This is a genomic window from Streptomyces sp. NPDC046303 (assembly GCF_055588085.1).
Genome location: NZ_JBVJFA010000001.1, coordinates 250,899 through 269,170 on the forward strand (window position 1 = coordinate 250,899; position 18,272 = coordinate 269,170).

Genomic DNA, 18,272 nt, shown 5'->3' on the forward strand with positions numbered 1-18,272 from the left:
GCCCCTGGCCAACGGGGCGGGCAGCGGGGCAGGGCCGCGCGAGCGGACGCGGGGCCCGCGGTCGGCGGCTACCGGCTCAGGAGGGTCCCCGCGACCGAGGACGGGACCGGCGCGAGGCCGGCCTGGCGGGTGGTGAACGTACCCCTGCCCTTCGTACGGCCGCGCAGCCGCGACGCGTACCCGAAGAGCTCGCCCAGCGGAACGGCCGCCGTGACCACCGCCGTCCCGGACCGGGACGTGGATCCCGAGACCCGGCCGCGGCGGGCCGCGAGATCGCCCAGGACCGCGCCCACACCGTCCTCCGGGACGGTCACCGTGACCTCCACGACCGGCTCCAGCAGCTCCACGGTGCTCACGCGCAGCGCCTCGCGCAGCGCGAACCGTCCGGCCGCACGGAACGCCAGTTCCGAGGAGTCCTTCGAGTGGGTCGCCCCGTCGGTGAGGGTGACCCGCAGCCCCGTCACCGGGAACCCGCCGAGGGGACCCTCGGCGAGGGCGTCCCGGCAGCCGGCCTCCACGGCCCGCGCGTACTCCTGCGGCACCCGGCCGCCGACGACCGTCGACCGGAACTCGAAGCCCGTCACCTCCTCCTCCAGCGGCTCCACATCGATGACGACGTGCGCGAACTGCCCCGCACCACCGTCCTGTTTGACGTGCCGGTAGACCAGGCCGGCCACCCCGCGCACGACGGTCTCCCGGTAGGAGACCTGCGGACGCCCGACGACGACCTCCACCCCGTGGCCGCTGCGGATCTTCTCCACGGCGACCTCCAGATGGAGCTCGCCCAGCCCCGACAGGACGGTCTGGCCCGTCTCCGCGTCGGACCGCACCACCAGGGAGGGGTCCTCCTCGGCGAGCCGGGCCAGGGCCGACGCGAGCCGTCCCGTATCGGTGCCGCGACCGGCCTCGACGGCCACCGACACCACCGGTTCGGCCACCGAGGGCGGTTCGAGGACCAGCGGCGCCTGCGGCGCGCACAGCGTCGTACCGGCCCGGGCCGCCTTCACCCCGATCACGGCGACGATGTCACCGGCCACGGCCTCCTCCCTCTCCTCGTGCCGGTCGGCCTGCACGCGCAGGATCCTGCCCACCCGCTCCGTACGGCCCGTACCGGCGTCCAGTACGGACTCGCCCTTGCGCAGCGTGCCCGAGTAGACCCGCAGGTGGGTCAGGCGTCCGGTCGGTGTCGCCGTCACCTTGAAGGCGAGGGCCGCGAACGGCGCCGCCGGGTCGGGCGCGCGCTCGACCTCCGCTCCGTCCGCCGTCCCGCGCACCGGCGGCACGTCGGCGGGCGAGGGCAGGTAGGCCAGGACGGCGTCCAGCAGCGGCTCGACCCCCCGGTTCTTGTACGCCGAACCGCACAGCACGACGACGCCGTCCCCGCGCAGCGTCAGCCCGCGCAGGGCGCGGGCCAGGGTCTGCTCGCTCAGTGCCGAGGTCGCGCAGAACTCCTCCAGCGCGTCCGCGTCGAGCTCCGCCACCGCCTCCTCGAGCAAGCGGCGGCGCCGGCCGGCCTCCTCGCGCAGCGACTCGGGGACCGGCCCCGCCTCGTACGTGTCGCAGCCGGCGCGCCAGACCAGCGCGCGCATGGCGAGCAGGTCGACGACGCCCGTGAACGCGTCCTCGCTCCCGATGGGCAGCTGTACCACCAGCGGTACGGCGCCCAGCCGTTCGCGGATCGAGGTGACCGCCGTGTCGAGGTCGGCGCCCGCCCGGTCCAGCTTGTTGACGAACGCGATCCGCGGCACGCCGTGCCGGTCGGCCTGCCGCCACACGGACTCGCTCTGCGGCTCGACGCCGGCCACCGCGTCGAACACCGCGACGGCTCCGTCCAGCACCCGCAGGGAGCGCTCGACCTCGTCGGAGAAGTCGACGTGGCCGGGGGTGTCGATGAGGTTGACGCGATGGCCGTCCCAGGTGCAGCTGACGGCCGCGGCGAAGATGGTGATCCCGCGGTCGCGTTCCTGGGCGTCGAAGTCGGTGACGGTGGTGCCGTCGTGGACCTCGCCCCGCTTGTGGATGGCGCCGGTCGCGAAGAGGATGCGTTCGGTGATCGTGGTCTTGCCGGCGTCGACGTGGGCGAGGATGCCGAGATTGCGGACGGTGTGGGTGCGCATGGCCCGAGGCCTTTCGAATGATGTCGAAATGATGAGGAGAAGGGCGGCGCGATTCCCGGACGGCGGAGCCCTGCCCGCACCGCCCTGCCCGCCGGGAGGCCCGTACGGGCGTGGCAACGGCAGGGGAGGGCGGGCGGGCGGAAGGGAACTGAGGATGCGTCACGGGGGAACGGTGGCGGCCGCGCAGCCGGCACCGTCAGGCGTGAGACACCGGGATCACGTCGTACCGGCACCGGGACGGGGCAGCGAAGGCGTGTGCGGTGCGGTGAACGCACATGGCCCGGCTCCCCTTCTCTTCACTCGGCTCGAGGCGCGCCGCTCTGTCGGCGGCGCGTGTGGCGAGTGTAGGGAACGGGGTCGCGCCGGGGCACCGCATTTTTCCGCGGCCTGGCAGACGGGCCGGATGCGGCGATAGTGGAGGGAGAGGGGCAGTCCTCAGTCAGGCCACATGAGGTGTGACATGGCGCATTTGGTTGTCGACGGAGACGATCTGGTGGTCCGTACGGCGTGGTGGGAGAGGGTGGCGGCCCGGCACGGAGCCGTACGCGTTCCGCTCGCGGCAGTGTCCGGGGTGGGGGCCACGGCGGACTGGTGGCGTCCGCTGCGCGGCGTACGGAAGCGGGGCACCCTGATTCCCGGCGCGCTGTGCCTGGGGCTGTGGGAGCACCCCACGGGCGTGGACTTCGTGGCGGTCCGCCTCCGGCACCACGGAGTCGTCCACTGCGACCTGCGGCCCCCGTCGCGCTTCGCCCGGATCGTCGTCAGCGATCCGCACCCCGACCGCGTGGCCGCGACCGTCCGGGAGGCGGTGGAACGCGCCGGCTCCGCGGCCGCCGCGGCGGGCCCGTCGGCTCCGTGGGGGCGGCGTGACCGAGGGCCCGGGGAGTGATGGATCTCCCCGGGCCCTGGGCCGCGGACACCGCGGGGGACGCGGGTGTGTATCTGCGACGTACGGAGAAACGATCCGCCGCGGGATGGGTTACGCACCCGCCGCATGACGTTGCGCCGTACGATGCAATCAGGGAGGGGCACACGTCGTCCCGGGAGTGCGCGATGGCCATCCGGCACCGTTTCCACCTGGACCAGCACGGTCACTCGATCAGCGTCCTGTACGAGGGCCCGCGCCGCCCCGTTGAGGTACTCGTCGACGGCAAGACCGTCGCCATGGGCCGCGTCCCCAGGGCCGCCCGTACGGTGCTGACGGCCGAACTGCCGGGCGAACAGCCGGGCGATCCGCCGCACCCCTTCGCCATCGACCTCGCCTGCCCGGACAACCCCGACGACAGCCCGTCCTGTGCCCTGGTGGACTCCGGCACGCGGTACCGCATGCCGGACGTACCGCTGACGCCGGGCCGCTGAAGCACCCTTCCGTGGCGTGGCGTGATGGCATCGACGCGGAGAGTGTGCGAAGAAGGGGAGCATGGGCGAGAAGAAGACCATCACAGTGTTCGGTGCCACGGGCGCGCAGGGCGGCGGTCTGGCGCGGGCGATCCTGGCGGACCCGGAGAGCGGATTCGCGGTTCGCGCCGTCACCCGCCACGCGGACTCCCCGCAGGCCCAGGAGCTGGGCCGGCTCGGGGCGGAGGTGGTCCAGGCCGACATGGACGACGAGGCGAGCCTGGCACCCGCCCTCGAGCACGCGTACGGGGCCTACGTGGTCACCAACTTCTGGGAGCACCTGTCCGCCGAGCGCGAGAAGGTCCAGGCGCAGGCCGTCGCCCGCGCCGCCTCCCACGCGGGGGTCCAGCACGCGATCTGGTCCACGCTGGAGGACACGCGCGCGTGCATCCCGCTCGACGACGCGCGGATGCCCACGCTCCAGGAGCAGTACAAGGTGCCCCACTTCGACGGCAAGGCGGAGGCGGACCACTACTTCACCGAGGAAGGCGTACCCACCACCTTCCTGCGGACCACCTTCTTCTGGGACAACCTGCTCACCACCTTCAGCCCGCAGCGCGGCGAGGACGGGGTCCTGGAGCTGCTCTTTCCGATGGGTGACAGCAGGCTCTCGGGCATCGCCGTCGAGGACGTCGGCAAGACCGCCCTGGCCGTCTTCAAACGCGACACCGACCTCATCGCCGCCACGGTCAGCATCGCCGGCGAGCACCTCACGGTCGGGGAGATGGCGGCGGCCCTCACCGAGACCCTCGGTGAAACCGTGCGCTACCGCCCCCTGAGCGCGGACGCCTTCCGGGCGCTGGGCTTCCCGGCCGCGGACGAGGTCGGGAACATGTTCCAGTACTACGCCGACTGCGCGGACCGTTTCACCGCCGCGCGGGACCTCGCCGCCGTCCGCGAACTCAACCCCGAGCTCCAGGACTTCAGGACCTGGCTCGCCGCCCACCGCGACGAGCTGCGGACCGCGTTCACCGCGTAACGTCAAGCCCGGTCTGCACCCGGGCTACGTCGTGAAAGCCCGCCACCGGGCGGGAGGATGGCCGGGGCGTCGGCCGCGCCGGAGCGGCGGCCCCGCACGTGGGAGGCCGAGGGCCGCCAAGGCGTCGTACGCCGTACTCACCAGTAGTGGTTGCGTCCGCCGACCGCGTGTCCGACGGACCCCAGGATCCACAGGATGGCGCCGATGACGATCAAGATGATCCCGAGCGTCCACAGGATGGAGATACCGGCGATGTAGCCGATGACCAGCAGGATGACTCCGAGGATGATCATGACAAGCCTCCGCTCTCGCACCCTGCTTCTGCCCCGTGCCGGCGAAGGAATGCGCCCGGAGCCGCCCCCCTTTCGGCCGTGTACGACCGGCTTCGGCCCCCGGCACGTCCCGGTGGCAGACTTCACCTTCGATCACGCGGGCACGGGGTCCGCGTGTGCAACGGGAACGGGTTTGTCGTGCGCAAGGCGAGGTGGGCGGCCGCGGCCGCCGGTGTGGTGCTGCTGGTCGCGGGCTGCGGCAGTGAAGGCGGTTCGGGCCAGGGCGGAGCCGGTGACGCACCGTCATCCGGTTCCTCCGCCCCGGCGAAGGCCGGGTCGGGCGGCGGGCTGGACGCCGCGGCGGTGAAGAGGGAGATCGAGACCGCGGCCACGGCCGCCGGGTTCACGGAGGAGCCCGCGGACGACGTCCCCCCGGCCCTCAAGCCCTGCATGGTCACCTGGCAGGCGGACGACAAGAAGGTCAACGACTCGGGCAAGTCCTACGACAGCACCGTCGCCGCCCTGGTCAAGGGTGGGTGGAAGGAGGGCAAGAGCCTCAATCAGCAGGTGGCGGTCATCAAGACGCTGGACAAGGCCGGCTGGAGCCTGAAGGCGAGCCATCACGGCAAGGCGGGCGTGCTGGACATGGTCACCTTCATCGCCACCGACACCGGCCCCACCTGCGAGAAGCTCTTCCAGGAAGACCTGGCGAAGAACAAGTAGTCCCGGGTCGCGCACACGCCGGAGGCCGGGAGCGCGAGGGGTGCTCGGGGCTCCCGGCCGTGCCAACGGGAGGGTTCCGGCCAGGGCGAGTCGAAAAATTTTCTAGAACTAGACTCCAAATCGGTGGGGTGGCTGGGCCAGACTCGGCGCATGGCCAACCACCTCGTTCGCCCACGCCCGACGAGACCGTCCCGCTCCGCCCGCCTCCTGCGGGCGAAGGCGGTGGTCATCGCCCTGGCAGCCGCGGTACTCCTGCTGGGCACACCGCCCGTGCACGCGGAGCCGCCGGGGCCGCCCGCCATGGCCGACGGGTTCGGCCTGACCCAGAGCGCCGCCGTGACCGGCACCGCAACCAACTTCGTGCTCACCGTCACCACGCCCCAGGTCTCGGGCGAGCACCGCATCCGGATCCTGCTGCCCGGCGACTACGCCGCCAGCCCGGCCAAGCGCTACCCGGTCCTGTACTTCCTGCACGGTGCGTCCGACGACCCGGGGAACCCGGCGCTCGCCTACCCGGCCCTCACCGCGGCCCAGTCGATGATCACGGTCATCCCGGACGGGGGCCGCCGGGGCTGGTACAACAACTGGCTCGACCAGAAGACCGCCGCCGGGGCGCAGAACTGGGAGAACTTCCACATCAACCAGGTGATCCCGTTCATCGACGCCAACCTGCGCACCGTCACCGGCAAGCAGGGACGGGCCGTCGCGGGCCTCTCCATGGGCGGCTTCGGGGCCCTGCACTACGCCCAGCGCCACCCCGACCTGTTCAGCCAGGTCGCCACCCTCTCCGGCGCCAACGACCTGTCCCGCAACCACGCGGTCATCCGCGGGGCCGTCGTCGCCACCCTGACCAACGTCGGTGCCCCGCTGTGCGGTTCCAGCTCCGGACCCACCTGCAACCTCGAGTTCGGCCCCACGGTCTCCAGCGACGCCGTCTTCGGCACCCCGTACCCTGTGTTCGACGCCGACTGGCGCTGGAACGCGGCGGATCCCACGGCGCACATGGCCGCCCTCAAGGGCATGGGCATCGCCGTCTACACCGGCACCGGGAACGGCAACCCGGGCGACTTCGAGTTCTGGGCCGAGTCGGCGGCCAAGCACGCCAAGGACGCACTGGACGCCCTCGGATTCCCCTACCACTACGTGAACTACGGCAACGGCTCCGGCTGGGGCGAGAACTGCCGCGGCGGCCACGAAAGCGGCTGCTGGAGCCAGGACCTCGTGGACTGGGTCCCGCGGCTGGAGGCGGCCTTCGCCGCCGCTGCCACCGCCTGAACCGCCCCTGACCCTCCCGCATCCACCGAACAGCAGAAAGGCCCGACCCATGTCTTCCACCCCGGCCCGCGCACCCGAACGCGCCACGTCCTGGCTGCGCTTACTCGCCGCCGCCCTGGCGACGTGCTGCGTCGCCCTCGGCGTCATGGCCTCCCCGCTCGCGGCGGCTCCGGCGAACGCCGCCGCCCGGGCGGACGCGGCCGACCAGAACAGCGCCTCCGAGCTCGAGGGCCTGAACTTCACCTCCGTCAGCAACGGCCGCCGCCTCGACGTACAGAACGGCTCGCGCGACGACAACGCGTACATCGTCACCAACTCCGCGCCCGGCTTCCACCAGTCCTGGAACCTGGCCGTCGACCCGGCCGACTTCAGCTTCGCCATCGTCAACGGCACCACCGGCAAGTGCATCGACCTGAGCTGGCCCGCGCTGCGGCAGCAGACCTGCCGCGGGCAGAAGAGCCAGAAGTGGTACTTCCAGCCGGTGGCGGGCTCCACCACCACGTTCATGATCCGCAACGCGAGCGACAACTCCTGCCTCGACCTCATCGGCAGCGCCCAGTACGACGACGCGTGGACCGGGCAGTCCCGGTGCCACGCCGGTGCGAACCAGCGCTGGACCACGAACTCGACGGCCGCCTGGAACCTGGCCGTGGACCACGGCGCCAAGGTCTGCCAGCGGGACCCGGCCAGCTGCTCCTGGACCGTGAAGAGCGAGGCCCCCGCGGCGCCCCTGCCGAAGGTCTGCGCCTCCGCCGTCTGGTACAACAACTCCGCCTCCCCGGTCAGCCAGACCTTCTCGGTGACCAAGACCACCGGCTGGCAGAGCAGCATCGGGACGCAGCTGTCCTCGAGCCTCAGCGGCGGTACCGCCGGGGTCCTGCAGACGGAGGTCGGCGTCACCCTGTCGTTCCAGAACGTGTGGAGCGGCTCGACGAGCGTCGGTGACGCCATCCAGGTCTCCGTGCCCGCCACGCACTACGGATGGGTGACCCTCTCCGTGCTCGCGCGGAAGGTGACCGGCAACTGGACCTTCGACGCACAGGGGTTCCCCTGGAAGGCCGACGACACCATCACCGTCCCGGTCAAGGACGACCCGACCGGCGGTGCGACCCTCTACATCGCGAACACCAGCCCGACCTTCACCACCTGCGCCTGAACACCGGCCAGGAGCCGGACGGTTGACCCGGAGGCGGCCGTGCGCACAGCATGCTCGCATGGCCGCCCTCTCCGGACTCCCCGCCGAGAACCGTGAGTCCAGCCCCCACACCGGCTACACACGGGACCACTGGGAGGCGGCCGCCGACGGACTGCTGCGCGCCGCCTGGCGGTGGGCCACACCCGGCGGAGCCCTGCTCGACCTGCCCGGCCCGCCCTCCGCCTCCGGCGTCCGCTCCGACGGGCTCGAAGGGTACGCCCGTACCTTCCTCGCCGCCGCCTTCCGCATCGCGGGCGGCGGCGGCAAGGACCCGTACGGCTGGCTCGACCGCTACGCGGAAGGACTCGCGGCCGGCACCCGCACACCCGGCCGGGACGACACGGAATCCTGGCCGCTCATCCGAGATCTGCACGTCCAGGGCCAGCCGATGGTCGAATCCGCCTCCGTGGCCCTCGGGTTGCGGCTGACCCGCCCCTGGCTGTGGGACCGGCTGGACAGCGCCGTGCGGGACCGGGCCGAACAGTGGCTGCGCGGAGCGCTGCGCCACGTGCCCGCCCCGAACAACTGGTACCTCTTCCCGTTCACCGTGGCCGGATTCCTGGAGTCGGCGGGCCGGGGCGACGCGGAGACGGCCCGGGCCCGCCGCCGCGGCCTCGAGCTCCTGGAGCAGTGGTACCGCGGCCAGGGCTGGTACGCCGACGGCGACGGCCGCGCCTTCGACCACTACAACGGCTGGGCCCTGCACCTGTACCCCGTACTCGACACCCACCTCGCGGGCGCGGACGCCGCTCCGGCCGAGCGGCACCCACCGCACGGCGCCCGGCTGCGCGAGCACCTCGACGGCCACTCCCTGCTCTTCGGCGCCGACGGTGCGCCGCTCTACTTCGGGCGCTCCCTGACCTACCGCTTCGCCGCCGCGGCCGCCGTCGGCCTCGGCGCCGTGACCGGCCACACGCCGCTGACCCCGGGAACCTCGCGCCGGCTGCTCAGCGGATCGCTGCGCTACTTCCTGGACCGGGGCGCCGTCGACCGGGCCGGGCTGCTCTCCCCGGGCTGGCACGGCCCGCACGCGGCGACCCTGCAGCACTACTCCGGACCGGCCTCGCCGTACTGGGCGTCCAAGGCCTTCGTCTGCCTGCTCGCCCCGGCGGCGGACCCGCTGTGGACCGCGACCGAGGAGGCGGCTCCCTGCGAGCGGGAGGACCGGGTGCTCGCCCTGCCCGCGCCGGGCCTGCTCATCCAGTCCACCCGCGCCGACGGCCTCGTACGCCTGCACAACCACGGCAGCGACCACGTCGGACCGGACGAGGCCGAGTCCGCGGAGCACGAGGACCCGCTCTACGCCCGCCAGGCCTACTCCACCCGCACCGGGCCCACGGCGTACGGCAACGCCGCGGACAACCACCTCGCCGTGGTCGTGGCCGGAGTGCGCAGCGCCCGGCGCCGCATCCACCCGCTCGGCGCCGGGCACGGCGACGGCCCGGGCTGGGCGGCCTCCTGGCACCGGCCGGTCTTCGCGGCGGGGACACCCGTCGTGCCGGGGCTGCGCGTGGAGAGCGTCACCGTCGTCAGGGGACGCCACGAACTGCGGGTCCACCGGGTGCAGGGGGCGCCGGAGGGGTCGCGCGTGGAACAGACCGGCTGGGCCGCCGGCCCCGGGGACGCGGTCGTCTCCGCACTGCACCCGCTGCACGGATGGGAAGACCAGGATGAGGTCCGAGCGCCCGCCGGCACGGCCTTCACCCCGTGGGCCCTCGTACCGCGGCTGACGGCCGGGGCGGCGGGCACGGGCCTGTACGCGGCGCTGGCCACCCTCACGGCGGAGCCGGACCCGGCCCCGCTCGCGGCGGCGGTCGCGGACGTGCGGGCGGAGGCCGGCGCCATCGGGGTGCGGTGGGCGGACGACGGATCACTGACCCGGATCACCTTCGAGCCGGTGGCCGTGGAGCACCTGCCCAGCGCCCGCCTGCCTAGCGCTCCGGCACCGCCAGGTACCGCGTGAACCAGTCGCGGGCGAGGCCGGCGACCTCCTCCAGGGCTCCCGGTTCCTCGAAGAGGTGCGTGGCGCCGGGCACGACGTCGAGCCGGTTCTCGCAGCGCAGCTGTGCCTGCGCCTGCCGGTTGAGGTCGAGCACCATCGTGTCGCGGCCGCCCACGATGAGCAGGGTCGGTGCCCGTACGGCGGCGAGCCGCGCCCCGGCGAGGTCGGGGCGGCCGCCTCGGGACACCACGGCGCCCACCTCGGCGTCGTCCGCGGCCGCCCACAGCGCCGCCGCCGCTCCGGTGCTCGCTCCGAAGTAGCCGACGGGGAGGGACTCGCGGCGGCGCAGCCAGTGCGTGGCGTCCGTCAGCCGCCGGGCCAGGGTTTCGATGTCGAAGACGTTCGCCCGCCGGGACTCCTCGGCCGGGGTGAGGAGGTCGAAGAGCAGGGTGCCCAGGCCCGCCTGGCGCAGCCCTGCGGCCACCGACCGGTTGCGCGGGCTGTGGCGGCTGCTGCCGGAGCCGTGGGCGAACACCACCACCGCCGCGGCGCCCGGGGGCAGGGCGAGGTCACCGATCAGCCGGACGCCGCCCGCGTCGACCTCCACCTCCACCTCAACCTCGGTGTCCGCCTCCCTGTCCGCCTCGGCCTCGGCCCCGCGCTCCGGTCCGGCGTCGGGTTCGGCCTCGGGCCGGGTTTCGGCGGCGGCCTGCGCCAGCAGCGAGACGACCTCCTCGTCGGGGGTCTGCGAGAAGTCCTGGTACCACTGGCCGACGGCCGAGAATCCGCTCGGCGTGGACAGGCACACCACCTCGTCCGCCGCGGTGCGCAGCCAGGCGACCGCGTCCGGTGGCGCCACCGGGGCCGCCAGTACCACGCGGGCCGCGCCCATCGCGCGTACCACCTGGCAGGCCGCCGCGGCCGTGGCCCCGGTCGCGATCCCGTCGTCGACGAGGATCACCGTCCGCCCGTCGAGCCGCATCCGCGGCCGGCCGGCGCGGAACCGTTCCGCCTGCCGGGCGAGCTCCGCCTCCTCGGCGTGCTCGACCGCCTTGAGGTCCCGCTCGGCGACCCTGCTGTGACGTACGATCTCGTCGCTGATCACCCGTACCCCGCCCTCGCCGATGGCACCGAAGCCCAGCTCGCGGTGGTACGGGACCCCCAGCTTGCGGACGACGATCACGTCGAGCGGGGCACCGAGTGCCCGCGCCACTTCGAAGGCGACGGGGACCCCGCCGCGCGGCAGGCCGAGGACGACGGGACGGTCCTGCTTGAGGTGTCCGAGAACGGTGGCCAGACGCTGTCCGGCATCGGCCCGGTCGGAGAAGAACACGGTGGTTCACCCCCAAACCCAGGGGAAACAGGGAACGCACCTACTTCGAAACAACCCCACAAAGGGCCGCGCCGCAAATCGGCGGCGGTGCATAAAGTCCGGTCCGGCACCTCGCCGACGTGGAGCGCCGCTGGTTCCGCCAGGTGCTGGCCCGCCAGGGCGCGGGGCGGGCGCGGTGCGTAAAGGTTCGGCGTTTCGTGGTGCGGGGCCGCTGCGTCGTGGGCGAGGGTGGGACCCACCTGATCCGTTCGGTCCGGTCCGCCGCGGCGAGCCGGTGTTCGTGAGGAGACGCGCCGTGAACTGGACGCTCGAAGTCGTGCCGGTCCCTGTCACCGACATGGACCGGTCGAAGGAGTTCTACGCCGACAAGGTGGGCTTCACGGTCGATCTCGACGACGAGGTGGCCCCGGGGGTGCGCATCATCCAGATGACCCCGCCCGGCTCCCGCTGTTCGATCGCGATGCTCCAGGGGATGCCCCCCGCACCCGGTACGAAGCCGATGGCACCGGGGACGCTCCAAGGACTCCAGATCTGCGTGACGGACATCGAGGCTGCCCACGGCGAACTCGTGGGACGGGGCGTGGACGTCTCCCCGGTCCGCCACCTCGGCGACACGGGCTGGGCGGACGGCAAGGGCGGGACCTGGAACTCGTTCATGACCTTCGAGGACCCGGACGGCAACGGCTGGGTGGTCCAGGAGGCGCCGTCGGAACTCTCGGAACGCTGAGCGGGCGGCGGCCGCCGGGCGCAGGCGTCGGCCGCCGCCCTCCGGTCACGGCCTGATGTTCTGGTTCAGGTGGAAGAGGTTGCCCGGATCGTACGCCTGCTTGACCTCCACCAACCGGTCGTAGTTGCCCTTGTAGTTGGCCCGGATCCGCCCCTGGTCGTCTTCGGCCATGAAGTTGATGTAGCCGCCCTCCTCGGAGTGCGGGGCGGTCGCCTCGTAGTAGTCGCGCACCCACGCGATGTTGGCGTCGTTGTCGGCGGGGTCGGGCCACATCCCGGCGATGACGGTGGCGAAGTTGGCGTCGCGGTAGGCGAAGGCCGTCTCCTCCGGTGCCATGCGATGGCAGGCGCCGTTGATGGGGTAGATGTGCATGGTCGAGTTCACGGCGGGCAGCCCCGGCCCGAACCGCAGGTGCGCCTCGATCGCGTCATCGGTCAGTTCGGTCACGAAGTTGGCCTTCCAGTAGTGCTGGAGGCCGGGCGGTACGAGCGCGTCGAAGGCGCTGTTGAGCGCCGGATACGGCATGGGGCCGACGTGCTCGGCGACCACCGGCGCGATGTCGCGGAAGGCCTGCACGGCGCGCTCGCCCTCGTCGACGGGTCCGGCCCAGCAGGCCACGATCAGGACGAAGGGTTCGCCGTGCCGGTCCTCCGGGATGAAGGGGAGCGGTGGTGCGATCTGGAAGGCCGGGAAGCCGCCGAGTTGCTCCGGGGCGTCGGCGATCAGGTCGCGGAAGGAGCGCAGGACGGTGCCCGCGTCCTCGAGTTCGAACAGGATCGGTCCGCCGTAGATGTCCTTGACGGGGCTGAGCTTGAACTCGAAGGAGGTCACCGCGCCGAAGTTGCCGCTGCCGCCGCGCAGGGCCCAGAACAGGTCCCGGTTCTCCTCCTCGTTCGCGACGAGCATCTGGCCGTCGGCGGTCACCACATCGGCCGACAGGAGGTTGTCGCAGCTCAGGCCGAGTCCGCGGGCGAGGTAGCCGATGCCGCCGCCGAGGGTGAGGCCGCCGAGACCGGTGGTGGAGATGATCCCGCCGGTCGTGGCCAGGCCGAAGGCGTGCGTCGCCGCGTTGAAGTCGCCCCAGGTCGCCCCGCCGTCGGCGCGGGCGGTCCGGCGGGCGGGATCGACCCGGACGGAACGCATCCCGGACAGATCGGCCACCAGGCCGTCGTCGCAGGTGCCGAAGCCGGGCACGCTGTGCCCGCCGCCGCGGACCGCCAGGTCGAGCCCGTTGTCGCGGGCGAAATCGACCGAGGCCATGACGTCACCCGCATTGGCGCAGCGCACGACGGCCGCCGGCCTCTTGTCGATCATGGCGTTGTTGACCGCCCGCGCGTCGTCATAACCGTCGTCCTGCGGGGTGACGACCGCCCCGCGTACCCGTTCCCGCAGTTCATCGATCGAGGGCTTGCCCATGGCCACCGCTCCTCGTGTGCGTGGTGCCGCCGGCTGTGCGGCCACTTTCCACGCTACGCCGGTGTCCCGAAGCCTCAACCCGGCCCCCGCCCGGCGGCCGGCCCGGTCAGCTCCCGGGCTGCCGCAGGTGGGTCTTGGCGTCCTCGTACGTCCCCTGCCCGACCGAATCCGCCGGGGCGTAGTGGAGGTTCAGCACGCCCGTCTCGAAGGTCTCCGAGGAGAGCAGCGTCAGCGGGATCGGGGCCTCGCCCTCGTCGAAGAGCCGCATGCCCTTGCGGACGGCGATCGGGTGCAGCAGCAGGTGCAGTTCGTCCAGCAGTCCCGCCGCCAGCAGCTGGCGCACGACGGAGACCGAGCCGCTCATCCCGATGGGACCGTTGCCCGGCCCGGCCTTCAGGGCGGTCACCGCCTCGACGAGGCCGCCCTCGAGCTGCTCGGAGTTGCGCCACGTGAACTCCAGGGGCCGGTTCGACACGACGATCTTGCGGGCGTCGCCGAGGACCTTGGCGAAGGCGGCGTCCTCCCCGCCCGCGGCCTCCCGCCCGGGCCAGGCCCCGGCGAAGCTGTCGTACGTCTTGCGGCCGAACAGCATGGTGTCGGCCGAGCCGAGCGTCGCGTCGACGGCCGCGCCCATCTCGTCGTTGAAATAGGGGAAATGCCACTGGTCGGGTGCCTCGACGACCCCGTCGAGCGAGATGAACAGCCCTGCGATGATCTTCCTCATGTCAGCCTCCACAGCTGCCGTGGTCGAGGTCCCGCCCCTGGTCCGCCCCTGGTCCGGCACGGGTCCGTCACTGGTCCTGCGGGGCCACCACGGTGAACAACGCGCCGTCGGGATCGGCCAGGGCGACCGAGCGGCTGGTGGTGGTGGTGTCCACGGGCGAGACGACGCGGCCGCCCAGCGCGGTGGCGGATTCCACGGCCGCCTCGAGGTCGGGGACGCGGAAGTGGACGTGCCAGCGGGGTCGGACCTGCGGATCCGGGGCCTCCTCCAGGGCCCCGCCCACGATGCGCGCCATCGTGTCGTTCCCGTGGCGCAGGACGACGTGGTCGTGCTCGTAGGAGACCGTGCAGCAGCCGTCCCGTTCGCCGGCCCAATCGAGGACCTCGCCGTAGAAGACGGCCGCGGCGAAGGCGTCACGGGTGCGCAGTTCGATCCAGGCGGGGGCGCTGCCCCGACCGACGGTCCAGTCGGGGATGACCTGGCCCTGCCAGAACCCGAAGACCGCTCCGTGGGGGTCGGCGGCCAGCGCGGCGCGTCCGGTGCCGAAGGCGAGCGGGCCCACCGCCACGGTCGCGCCGCGCTCGACGATCCGCGCCGCCGTGACATCGGCGTCGTCGACGGCGAAGTACGGGGTCCACGCGGCCGGAAGGCCCAGCCGGTGGGCCAGAGCGCCGATACCGGCCACCGGAGCCCCGCCGCCGAAGGCGATGGAGAAGCCCTCCCCGAGCCGGGTGGCGCGGAACCGCCAGCCCATGACGGCCCCGTAGAACCGCTGCGCCGCGGCGAGATCCCCGGTCATCAGGCTGACCCAGCACGGGGCGCCGAACATCTCGTGACTCGACGTCGACACAGCGGTCCACCTTGCTCGCGATCAACTACGGCGGGGTTCGGCCCACCCTAGCGCCGTCGGCGCCTCCGCTCACGAAGCGTTACGGCGTACGGGTGAAGGAGCGCCGGTAGGAGCGGGGCGGCACCCCGCGCCGGCGTACGAACTGCTCGCGGAGCACGGCCGCGCTCGCGAACCCCACCGCGCGGGCGATCTCCTCGACGGACAGGTCTGTGGTCTCCAGCAGCTCCTCGGCGCGGCTCAGCCGGAGGCCGACCAGCCAGGCGTGCGGGGTCGTGCCGGTCGCCGCGGTGAAGCGGCGGGCGAAGGACCGCTTGCTCATCACGGCCCGCCGGGCCAGTTCGGCGACGGGAAGCTGCTCGTGGAGGTGCTCGCGGGCCCAGGCGAGGACGTCGGCGAGTCGCGTGTCCTGGGCGTCCTCGGGTACGGGGGCGGCGAGGTACTGGGCCTGTCCGCCCTCGCGGTGGGAGGGCAGGACGAGGTCGCGCGCGAGGGCGTTGGCGGCCGCGGCGCCGTGCTCCCGCCTGACCAGGTGCAGGCAGAGGTCGAAGCCCGCGGCCGCTCCCGCCCCCGTGACGACGCGTCCTTCGTCGACGTACAGCGCGTGGGGGTCGACCGTGACCTCCGGATGGCGGGCGGCCAGCAGTTCCGCGAACCGCCAGTGCGTCGTGGCCCGCCGCCCGTCGAGCAGTCCGGCCGCCGCGAGTGCGTACGTGCCGACGCAGTGCGCCGCGACCAGGGCGCCGCGGGCGTGGGCGGCGGACAGCGCCTCCAGCACGGCCGGCGCGAGCGGGGCCCGGAAGCCGGCCCAGGGCAGGGCGAGCACGAGATCGGCGGCGGCCATCCGCTCCAGCCCGTTCTCGACGGCGAGGGGCACGCCCAGATCGGTGGGCACGGGCCCGGGCCGTTCGGCGCACAGCGCGAAGTCGAAGCGGGGCAATCCCTCGCGCGGTCCGAAGACTTCGGTGACGACACCGACGGCGAGCATCCCGACACCGGGCGGGGCGTAGGCGGCGACGGAGGTGAAGGGCGGCATGCGCGGAGTCTGGCAGATTTCCCGCGATCGCCCGACTCCGGCCTCGGACACCGCCTATCCGAGGAAGGCCGCTGTGGTGGCCACGAACCGCTCGGCGTCGTCGACCCAGGGGTAGTGGCCGGCCCCCCGCTGTACGGCGAACGAGGAGTGGGGGAAGAGCCCGGCGAACTCTGCCGTCGACCGAGGCGGGCTGTTCAGGTCGAACTCCCCGGCGAGCAGCAGCACTGGAGCCCCGAACGCGGCGAGTGCGGTGCGCGTGGCCCGCGGGTCGAACGCTCCCTCGGCCGCGAAGAGGGTGACCGCCTCGGTGTTGCCGGGCCGGCCGGCCGCGTGGTGCCGGCGCGCGCGGTCGTCCCAGCGGCCGCAGAAGAAGGGGGCGATGGCGTCCCAGTCGCTGCCCGTGCCCGCGCCGATCGCCTCCAGCGCGGCGAACGCCTCCGGGAACCACGGCTCGTCCGCGCGGAGCCGGGCGAGCTCGCGGCGCGTCTCACCGGTGATCTCGATGCCGACGGCCCGGGTGCCGGGAGCGATCAGGGCGAGGCGGCTCACGCGGTGCGGGAACCGGGCCGCGTACTGCGCCGCGAGGTTCGCCCCGGCGGAGTGGGCGAGCAGGTCCATCGCGGGGAGCCCCAGGTGTACGCGCAGGGCCTCGACGTCGTCGACGAGGCGGTCGCAGCGGTAGGTGGCGCGGTCCTCGGGGCGTGCGGACCGGCCGGTGCCGCGGTGGTCCGGAACGATCAGCCGGCGGTGCGCGGACAGGCCGCCGAGGTCGCCGAGGTAGGCGGAGTCCGCGGGGCCGCCGGGGAGGCAGACCAGGGGGGCGCCGTCCCCGTGGGTGCGGTACGCGAGCAGGGTGCCGTCAGGAGCGGAGAAGGTGTGCATGACGCGGATCCTGCCACCCATAACCAGGTTATACAACCTGGTTATGACGATCGGGGCGGTGGTGTATAACGTGGTTATGGCAGGTGGAGAGCAGGACCCCCGGAATCCCGGGGCGCTGACCGAGGAACAGGCCGAGCGGATGCTCGCCGGCATGAACGAGGTCATCCGCGCGGGCGAGGAGATGCGCAAGCTGCGCACCGAAATGATCAAGGTGTTCGTCGGCTTCGGCTGGACCCAGGACAAGATCGCCCGGCTCACCGCCATGAGCCAGCCCGCCGTGTCCAAGCAGGTCGCCAAGTACAAGACGGACGAACCGCTGCCGCCGCTCGACCTCGCCCTCGACCAGTACGACACCCCATGGCTCGAAGGTCGCCTCTGGGGCCTCGCCGAGGAGGTCTCCGAGGCCCTCGACAACACCGCACACTGCACCCGGACCGTCGACGCCCTCGCCCGCGGCCGCAGGCGCTTCACGCCCCGGACCGTCGACGACCTGCGACGCCACCTCGAAGAGGACCTGCGGCAGCACCGCGCCCGGCTGCCAGCCGGTCACCGCAGTGCCTACGACGAGATCAGCCGCGCCCTGGACGTCCCGCCGAAGGCGGCCGCTGTCCCTGCCGGCGCCGCACCGGCCTCGGTGCGCCGGGCCCTCGCCCACCGGCTCCAGCGCGACCGGCTCCGCGGCGACGACGCCTGAACCCGGTTTCCCGGAGCCGCCCGGAAACCGGGCGGGCGGCGGCGCGCGTCCCCTGTGCGGGGGTGGTGTTCATGTCGGGGACGCAACCACAGCGCCGGCGGCCCGCCGCAGGCCTGCCCGCCGTTGCCGCGGCGGTCGTGTACGGCTGGGCCCACTGGTGCTACGCGGGCCCCGCCCCGCCGCCGACCGCCGTCGCGGTGGCGGGCGGAGCGGTCCTGCTGGTCGCCGCCTGCGCGGCGTACGGCCTGATCACCGGCGGCAACGGCGCCTTCTTCGGCGGGCTCCTGCTCGCCTTGGGGCTGCTGCTCACCGTGGCGGCGGCGGATCAGACGGCGGCGCGCGCGGAGACCGCCACCTGTGTCGTGCGCGAGGTCCGCAGCAAGCTCCAGGACGCCTTCGGCGAGGGGGCCGCCCAGAAGACCGTGTACCGGATCGAGTTGGACTGCCCCGGCGGCTACCCCGACGCACTCAAGGACGACCGGCCGGTCGCCGACGCGGGCGAGGAGGTCCGTGTCGCGTACGACCCGCGGCGCCGGGTGTCCCCGGCGCTGGAGGGGAAGACCTCGCCGTGGCCGGCCGTGGTCTGCGCCGTGCTCCTCCTCGCCGTCAGTACGCTGATCGCCTCACGGCGGCGGCCCGCCCCGGAACCCGTACCGGACGCCCCGCGGCCGGCCCCCTGAAGGCACCCCTCACGACCCGGATCCCGTACCCC

Annotated in this window: 18 protein-coding genes; 10 read left to right on the forward strand and 8 right to left on the reverse strand. The window is 73.1% G+C overall.

Annotated features, from left to right (window positions below):
* Positions 1 to 68: 68 nt before the first annotated feature.
* A complete protein-coding gene (fusA, locus tag ACZ6I1_RS01170) occupies positions 69 to 2,117 on the reverse strand; it encodes an elongation factor G (RefSeq protein WP_469281750.1) in 2,049 nt (682 codons plus the stop codon).
* A gap of 460 nt (positions 2,118 to 2,577) precedes the next feature.
* Here fusA and ACZ6I1_RS01175 point away from each other — a divergent pair, with 460 nt between their 5' ends.
* The 3 genes from ACZ6I1_RS01175 to ACZ6I1_RS01185 all read left to right on the forward strand — a co-directional run bounded on the left by ACZ6I1_RS01175 (position 2,578) and on the right by ACZ6I1_RS01185 (position 4,494).
* Complete coding sequence (locus ACZ6I1_RS01175) at positions 2,578 to 3,006, forward strand: hypothetical protein (RefSeq protein ID WP_469281751.1); 429 nt, start codon at positions 2,578 to 2,580, stop codon at positions 3,004 to 3,006.
* Between the two features lie 164 nt (positions 3,007 to 3,170).
* The gene (locus ACZ6I1_RS01180) at positions 3,171 to 3,476 is read left to right on the forward strand and encodes a hypothetical protein (RefSeq protein WP_469281752.1); all 306 of its coding nucleotides are present in this window, start codon (positions 3,171 to 3,173) and stop codon (positions 3,474 to 3,476) included.
* A gap of 61 nt (positions 3,477 to 3,537) precedes the next feature.
* Entirely contained in the window at positions 3,538 to 4,494 is a 957-nt protein-coding gene (locus ACZ6I1_RS01185) for an NmrA/HSCARG family protein (protein WP_469281753.1), read from the forward strand.
* A gap of 137 nt (positions 4,495 to 4,631) precedes the next feature.
* On the opposite strand, the gene ACZ6I1_RS01190 is transcribed toward ACZ6I1_RS01185, so the two are convergent.
* Positions 4,632 to 4,787 (reverse strand): DUF6131 family protein, encoded by a 156-nt coding sequence (locus ACZ6I1_RS01190; RefSeq protein ID WP_469281755.1) that lies wholly within the window; start codon positions 4,785 to 4,787, stop codon positions 4,632 to 4,634.
* Positions 4,788 to 4,964: 177 nt separating this feature from the next.
* Here ACZ6I1_RS01190 and ACZ6I1_RS01195 point away from each other — a divergent pair, with 177 nt between their 5' ends.
* From ACZ6I1_RS01195 to ACZ6I1_RS01210, 4 genes are all read left to right on the forward strand, one after another.
* A complete protein-coding gene (locus ACZ6I1_RS01195; RefSeq protein WP_469281757.1) occupies positions 4,965 to 5,489 on the forward strand; it encodes a hypothetical protein in 525 nt (174 codons plus the stop codon).
* 150 nt (positions 5,490 to 5,639) lie between these two features.
* Positions 5,640 to 6,764 carry an alpha/beta hydrolase gene (locus ACZ6I1_RS01200; RefSeq protein ID WP_469281759.1) on the forward strand — a complete coding sequence of 375 codons (1,125 nt, stop codon included), beginning with the start codon at positions 5,640 to 5,642 and terminating at the stop codon, positions 6,762 to 6,764.
* Positions 6,765 to 6,813: 49 nt separating this feature from the next.
* A complete protein-coding gene (locus ACZ6I1_RS01205; RefSeq protein ID WP_469281761.1) occupies positions 6,814 to 7,920 on the forward strand; it encodes an RICIN domain-containing protein in 1,107 nt (368 codons plus the stop codon).
* Between the two features lie 58 nt (positions 7,921 to 7,978).
* Positions 7,979 to 9,922, forward strand: coding sequence for a DUF2264 domain-containing protein (locus ACZ6I1_RS01210; protein ID WP_469281763.1), 1,944 nt, complete (start codon positions 7,979 to 7,981; stop codon positions 9,920 to 9,922).
* Here the strand turns inward: ACZ6I1_RS01210 and ACZ6I1_RS01215 are convergent.
* Complete coding sequence (locus ACZ6I1_RS01215) at positions 9,891 to 11,234, reverse strand: alpha/beta family hydrolase (RefSeq protein ID WP_469281765.1); 1,344 nt, start codon at positions 11,232 to 11,234, stop codon at positions 9,891 to 9,893. The two genes, ACZ6I1_RS01210 and ACZ6I1_RS01215, sit on opposite strands and share 32 nt — an antisense overlap.
* A 295-nt stretch (positions 11,235 to 11,529) precedes the next feature.
* On the opposite strand from ACZ6I1_RS01215, the gene ACZ6I1_RS01220 reads away from it, so the two are divergent.
* Positions 11,530 to 11,961, forward strand: coding sequence for a VOC family protein (locus ACZ6I1_RS01220; RefSeq protein WP_469281766.1), 432 nt, complete (start codon positions 11,530 to 11,532; stop codon positions 11,959 to 11,961).
* A gap of 45 nt (positions 11,962 to 12,006) precedes the next feature.
* On the opposite strand, the gene ACZ6I1_RS01225 is transcribed toward ACZ6I1_RS01220, so the two are convergent.
* From ACZ6I1_RS01225 to ACZ6I1_RS01245, 5 genes are all read right to left on the reverse strand, one after another.
* Positions 12,007 to 13,377 carry an FAD-binding oxidoreductase gene (locus ACZ6I1_RS01225; RefSeq protein WP_469281768.1) on the reverse strand — a complete coding sequence of 457 codons (1,371 nt, stop codon included), beginning with the start codon at positions 13,375 to 13,377 and terminating at the stop codon, positions 12,007 to 12,009.
* Between the two features lie 106 nt (positions 13,378 to 13,483).
* Positions 13,484 to 14,101, reverse strand: a complete 618-nt coding sequence (locus tag ACZ6I1_RS01230; RefSeq protein WP_469281770.1) for a dihydrofolate reductase family protein — start codon at positions 14,099 to 14,101, stop codon at positions 13,484 to 13,486.
* A gap of 67 nt (positions 14,102 to 14,168) precedes the next feature.
* Positions 14,169 to 14,900 carry a VOC family protein gene (locus ACZ6I1_RS01235; RefSeq protein WP_469282009.1) on the reverse strand — a complete coding sequence of 244 codons (732 nt, stop codon included), beginning with the start codon at positions 14,898 to 14,900 and terminating at the stop codon, positions 14,169 to 14,171.
* Between the two features lie 130 nt (positions 14,901 to 15,030).
* Entirely contained in the window at positions 15,031 to 15,984 is a 954-nt protein-coding gene (locus tag ACZ6I1_RS01240; protein ID WP_469281771.1) for a GlxA family transcriptional regulator, read from the reverse strand.
* A gap of 54 nt (positions 15,985 to 16,038) precedes the next feature.
* Entirely contained in the window at positions 16,039 to 16,866 is an 828-nt protein-coding gene (locus ACZ6I1_RS01245; protein ID WP_469282011.1) for an alpha/beta fold hydrolase, read from the reverse strand.
* Between the two features lie 76 nt (positions 16,867 to 16,942).
* Here ACZ6I1_RS01245 and ACZ6I1_RS01250 point away from each other — a divergent pair, with 76 nt between their 5' ends.
* Positions 16,943 to 17,560, forward strand: coding sequence for a sigma-70 family RNA polymerase sigma factor (locus ACZ6I1_RS01250; protein WP_469281773.1), 618 nt, complete (start codon positions 16,943 to 16,945; stop codon positions 17,558 to 17,560).
* Positions 17,561 to 17,631: 71 nt separating this feature from the next.
* Entirely contained in the window at positions 17,632 to 18,240 is a 609-nt protein-coding gene (locus tag ACZ6I1_RS01255; protein WP_469281775.1) for a hypothetical protein, read from the forward strand.
* Positions 18,241 to 18,272 lie beyond the last annotated feature (32 nt).

Coding starts and splice junctions, on each gene's coding strand:
- fusA (WP_469281750.1), bottom strand. CDS start 2,117: ATGCGCACCCACACCGTCCGCAATCTCGGCATCCTCGCCCACGTCGAC.
- ACZ6I1_RS01175 (WP_469281751.1), top strand. CDS start 2,578: ATGGCGCATTTGGTTGTCGACGGAGACGATCTGGTGGTCCGTACGGCG.
- ACZ6I1_RS01180 (WP_469281752.1), top strand. CDS start 3,171: ATGGCCATCCGGCACCGTTTCCACCTGGACCAGCACGGTCACTCGATC.
- ACZ6I1_RS01185 (WP_469281753.1), top strand. CDS start 3,538: ATGGGCGAGAAGAAGACCATCACAGTGTTCGGTGCCACGGGCGCGCAG.
- ACZ6I1_RS01190 (WP_469281755.1), bottom strand. CDS start 4,787: ATGATCATCCTCGGAGTCATCCTGCTGGTCATCGGCTACATCGCCGGT.
- ACZ6I1_RS01200 (WP_469281759.1), top strand. CDS start 5,640: ATGGCCAACCACCTCGTTCGCCCACGCCCGACGAGACCGTCCCGCTCC.
- ACZ6I1_RS01205 (WP_469281761.1), top strand. CDS start 6,814: ATGTCTTCCACCCCGGCCCGCGCACCCGAACGCGCCACGTCCTGGCTG.
- ACZ6I1_RS01210 (WP_469281763.1), top strand. CDS start 7,979: ATGGCCGCCCTCTCCGGACTCCCCGCCGAGAACCGTGAGTCCAGCCCC.
- ACZ6I1_RS01225 (WP_469281768.1), bottom strand. CDS start 13,377: ATGGGCAAGCCCTCGATCGATGAACTGCGGGAACGGGTACGCGGGGCG.
- ACZ6I1_RS01230 (WP_469281770.1), bottom strand. CDS start 14,101: ATGAGGAAGATCATCGCAGGGCTGTTCATCTCGCTCGACGGGGTCGTC.
- ACZ6I1_RS01235 (WP_469282009.1), bottom strand. CDS start 14,900: ATGACCGGGGATCTCGCCGCGGCGCAGCGGTTCTACGGGGCCGTCATG.
- ACZ6I1_RS01240 (WP_469281771.1), bottom strand. CDS start 15,984: ATGCCGCCCTTCACCTCCGTCGCCGCCTACGCCCCGCCCGGTGTCGGG.
- ACZ6I1_RS01245 (WP_469282011.1), bottom strand. CDS start 16,866: ATGCACACCTTCTCCGCTCCTGACGGCACCCTGCTCGCGTACCGCACC.
- ACZ6I1_RS01250 (WP_469281773.1), top strand. CDS start 16,943: ATGGCAGGTGGAGAGCAGGACCCCCGGAATCCCGGGGCGCTGACCGAG.
- ACZ6I1_RS01255 (WP_469281775.1), top strand. CDS start 17,632: ATGTCGGGGACGCAACCACAGCGCCGGCGGCCCGCCGCAGGCCTGCCC.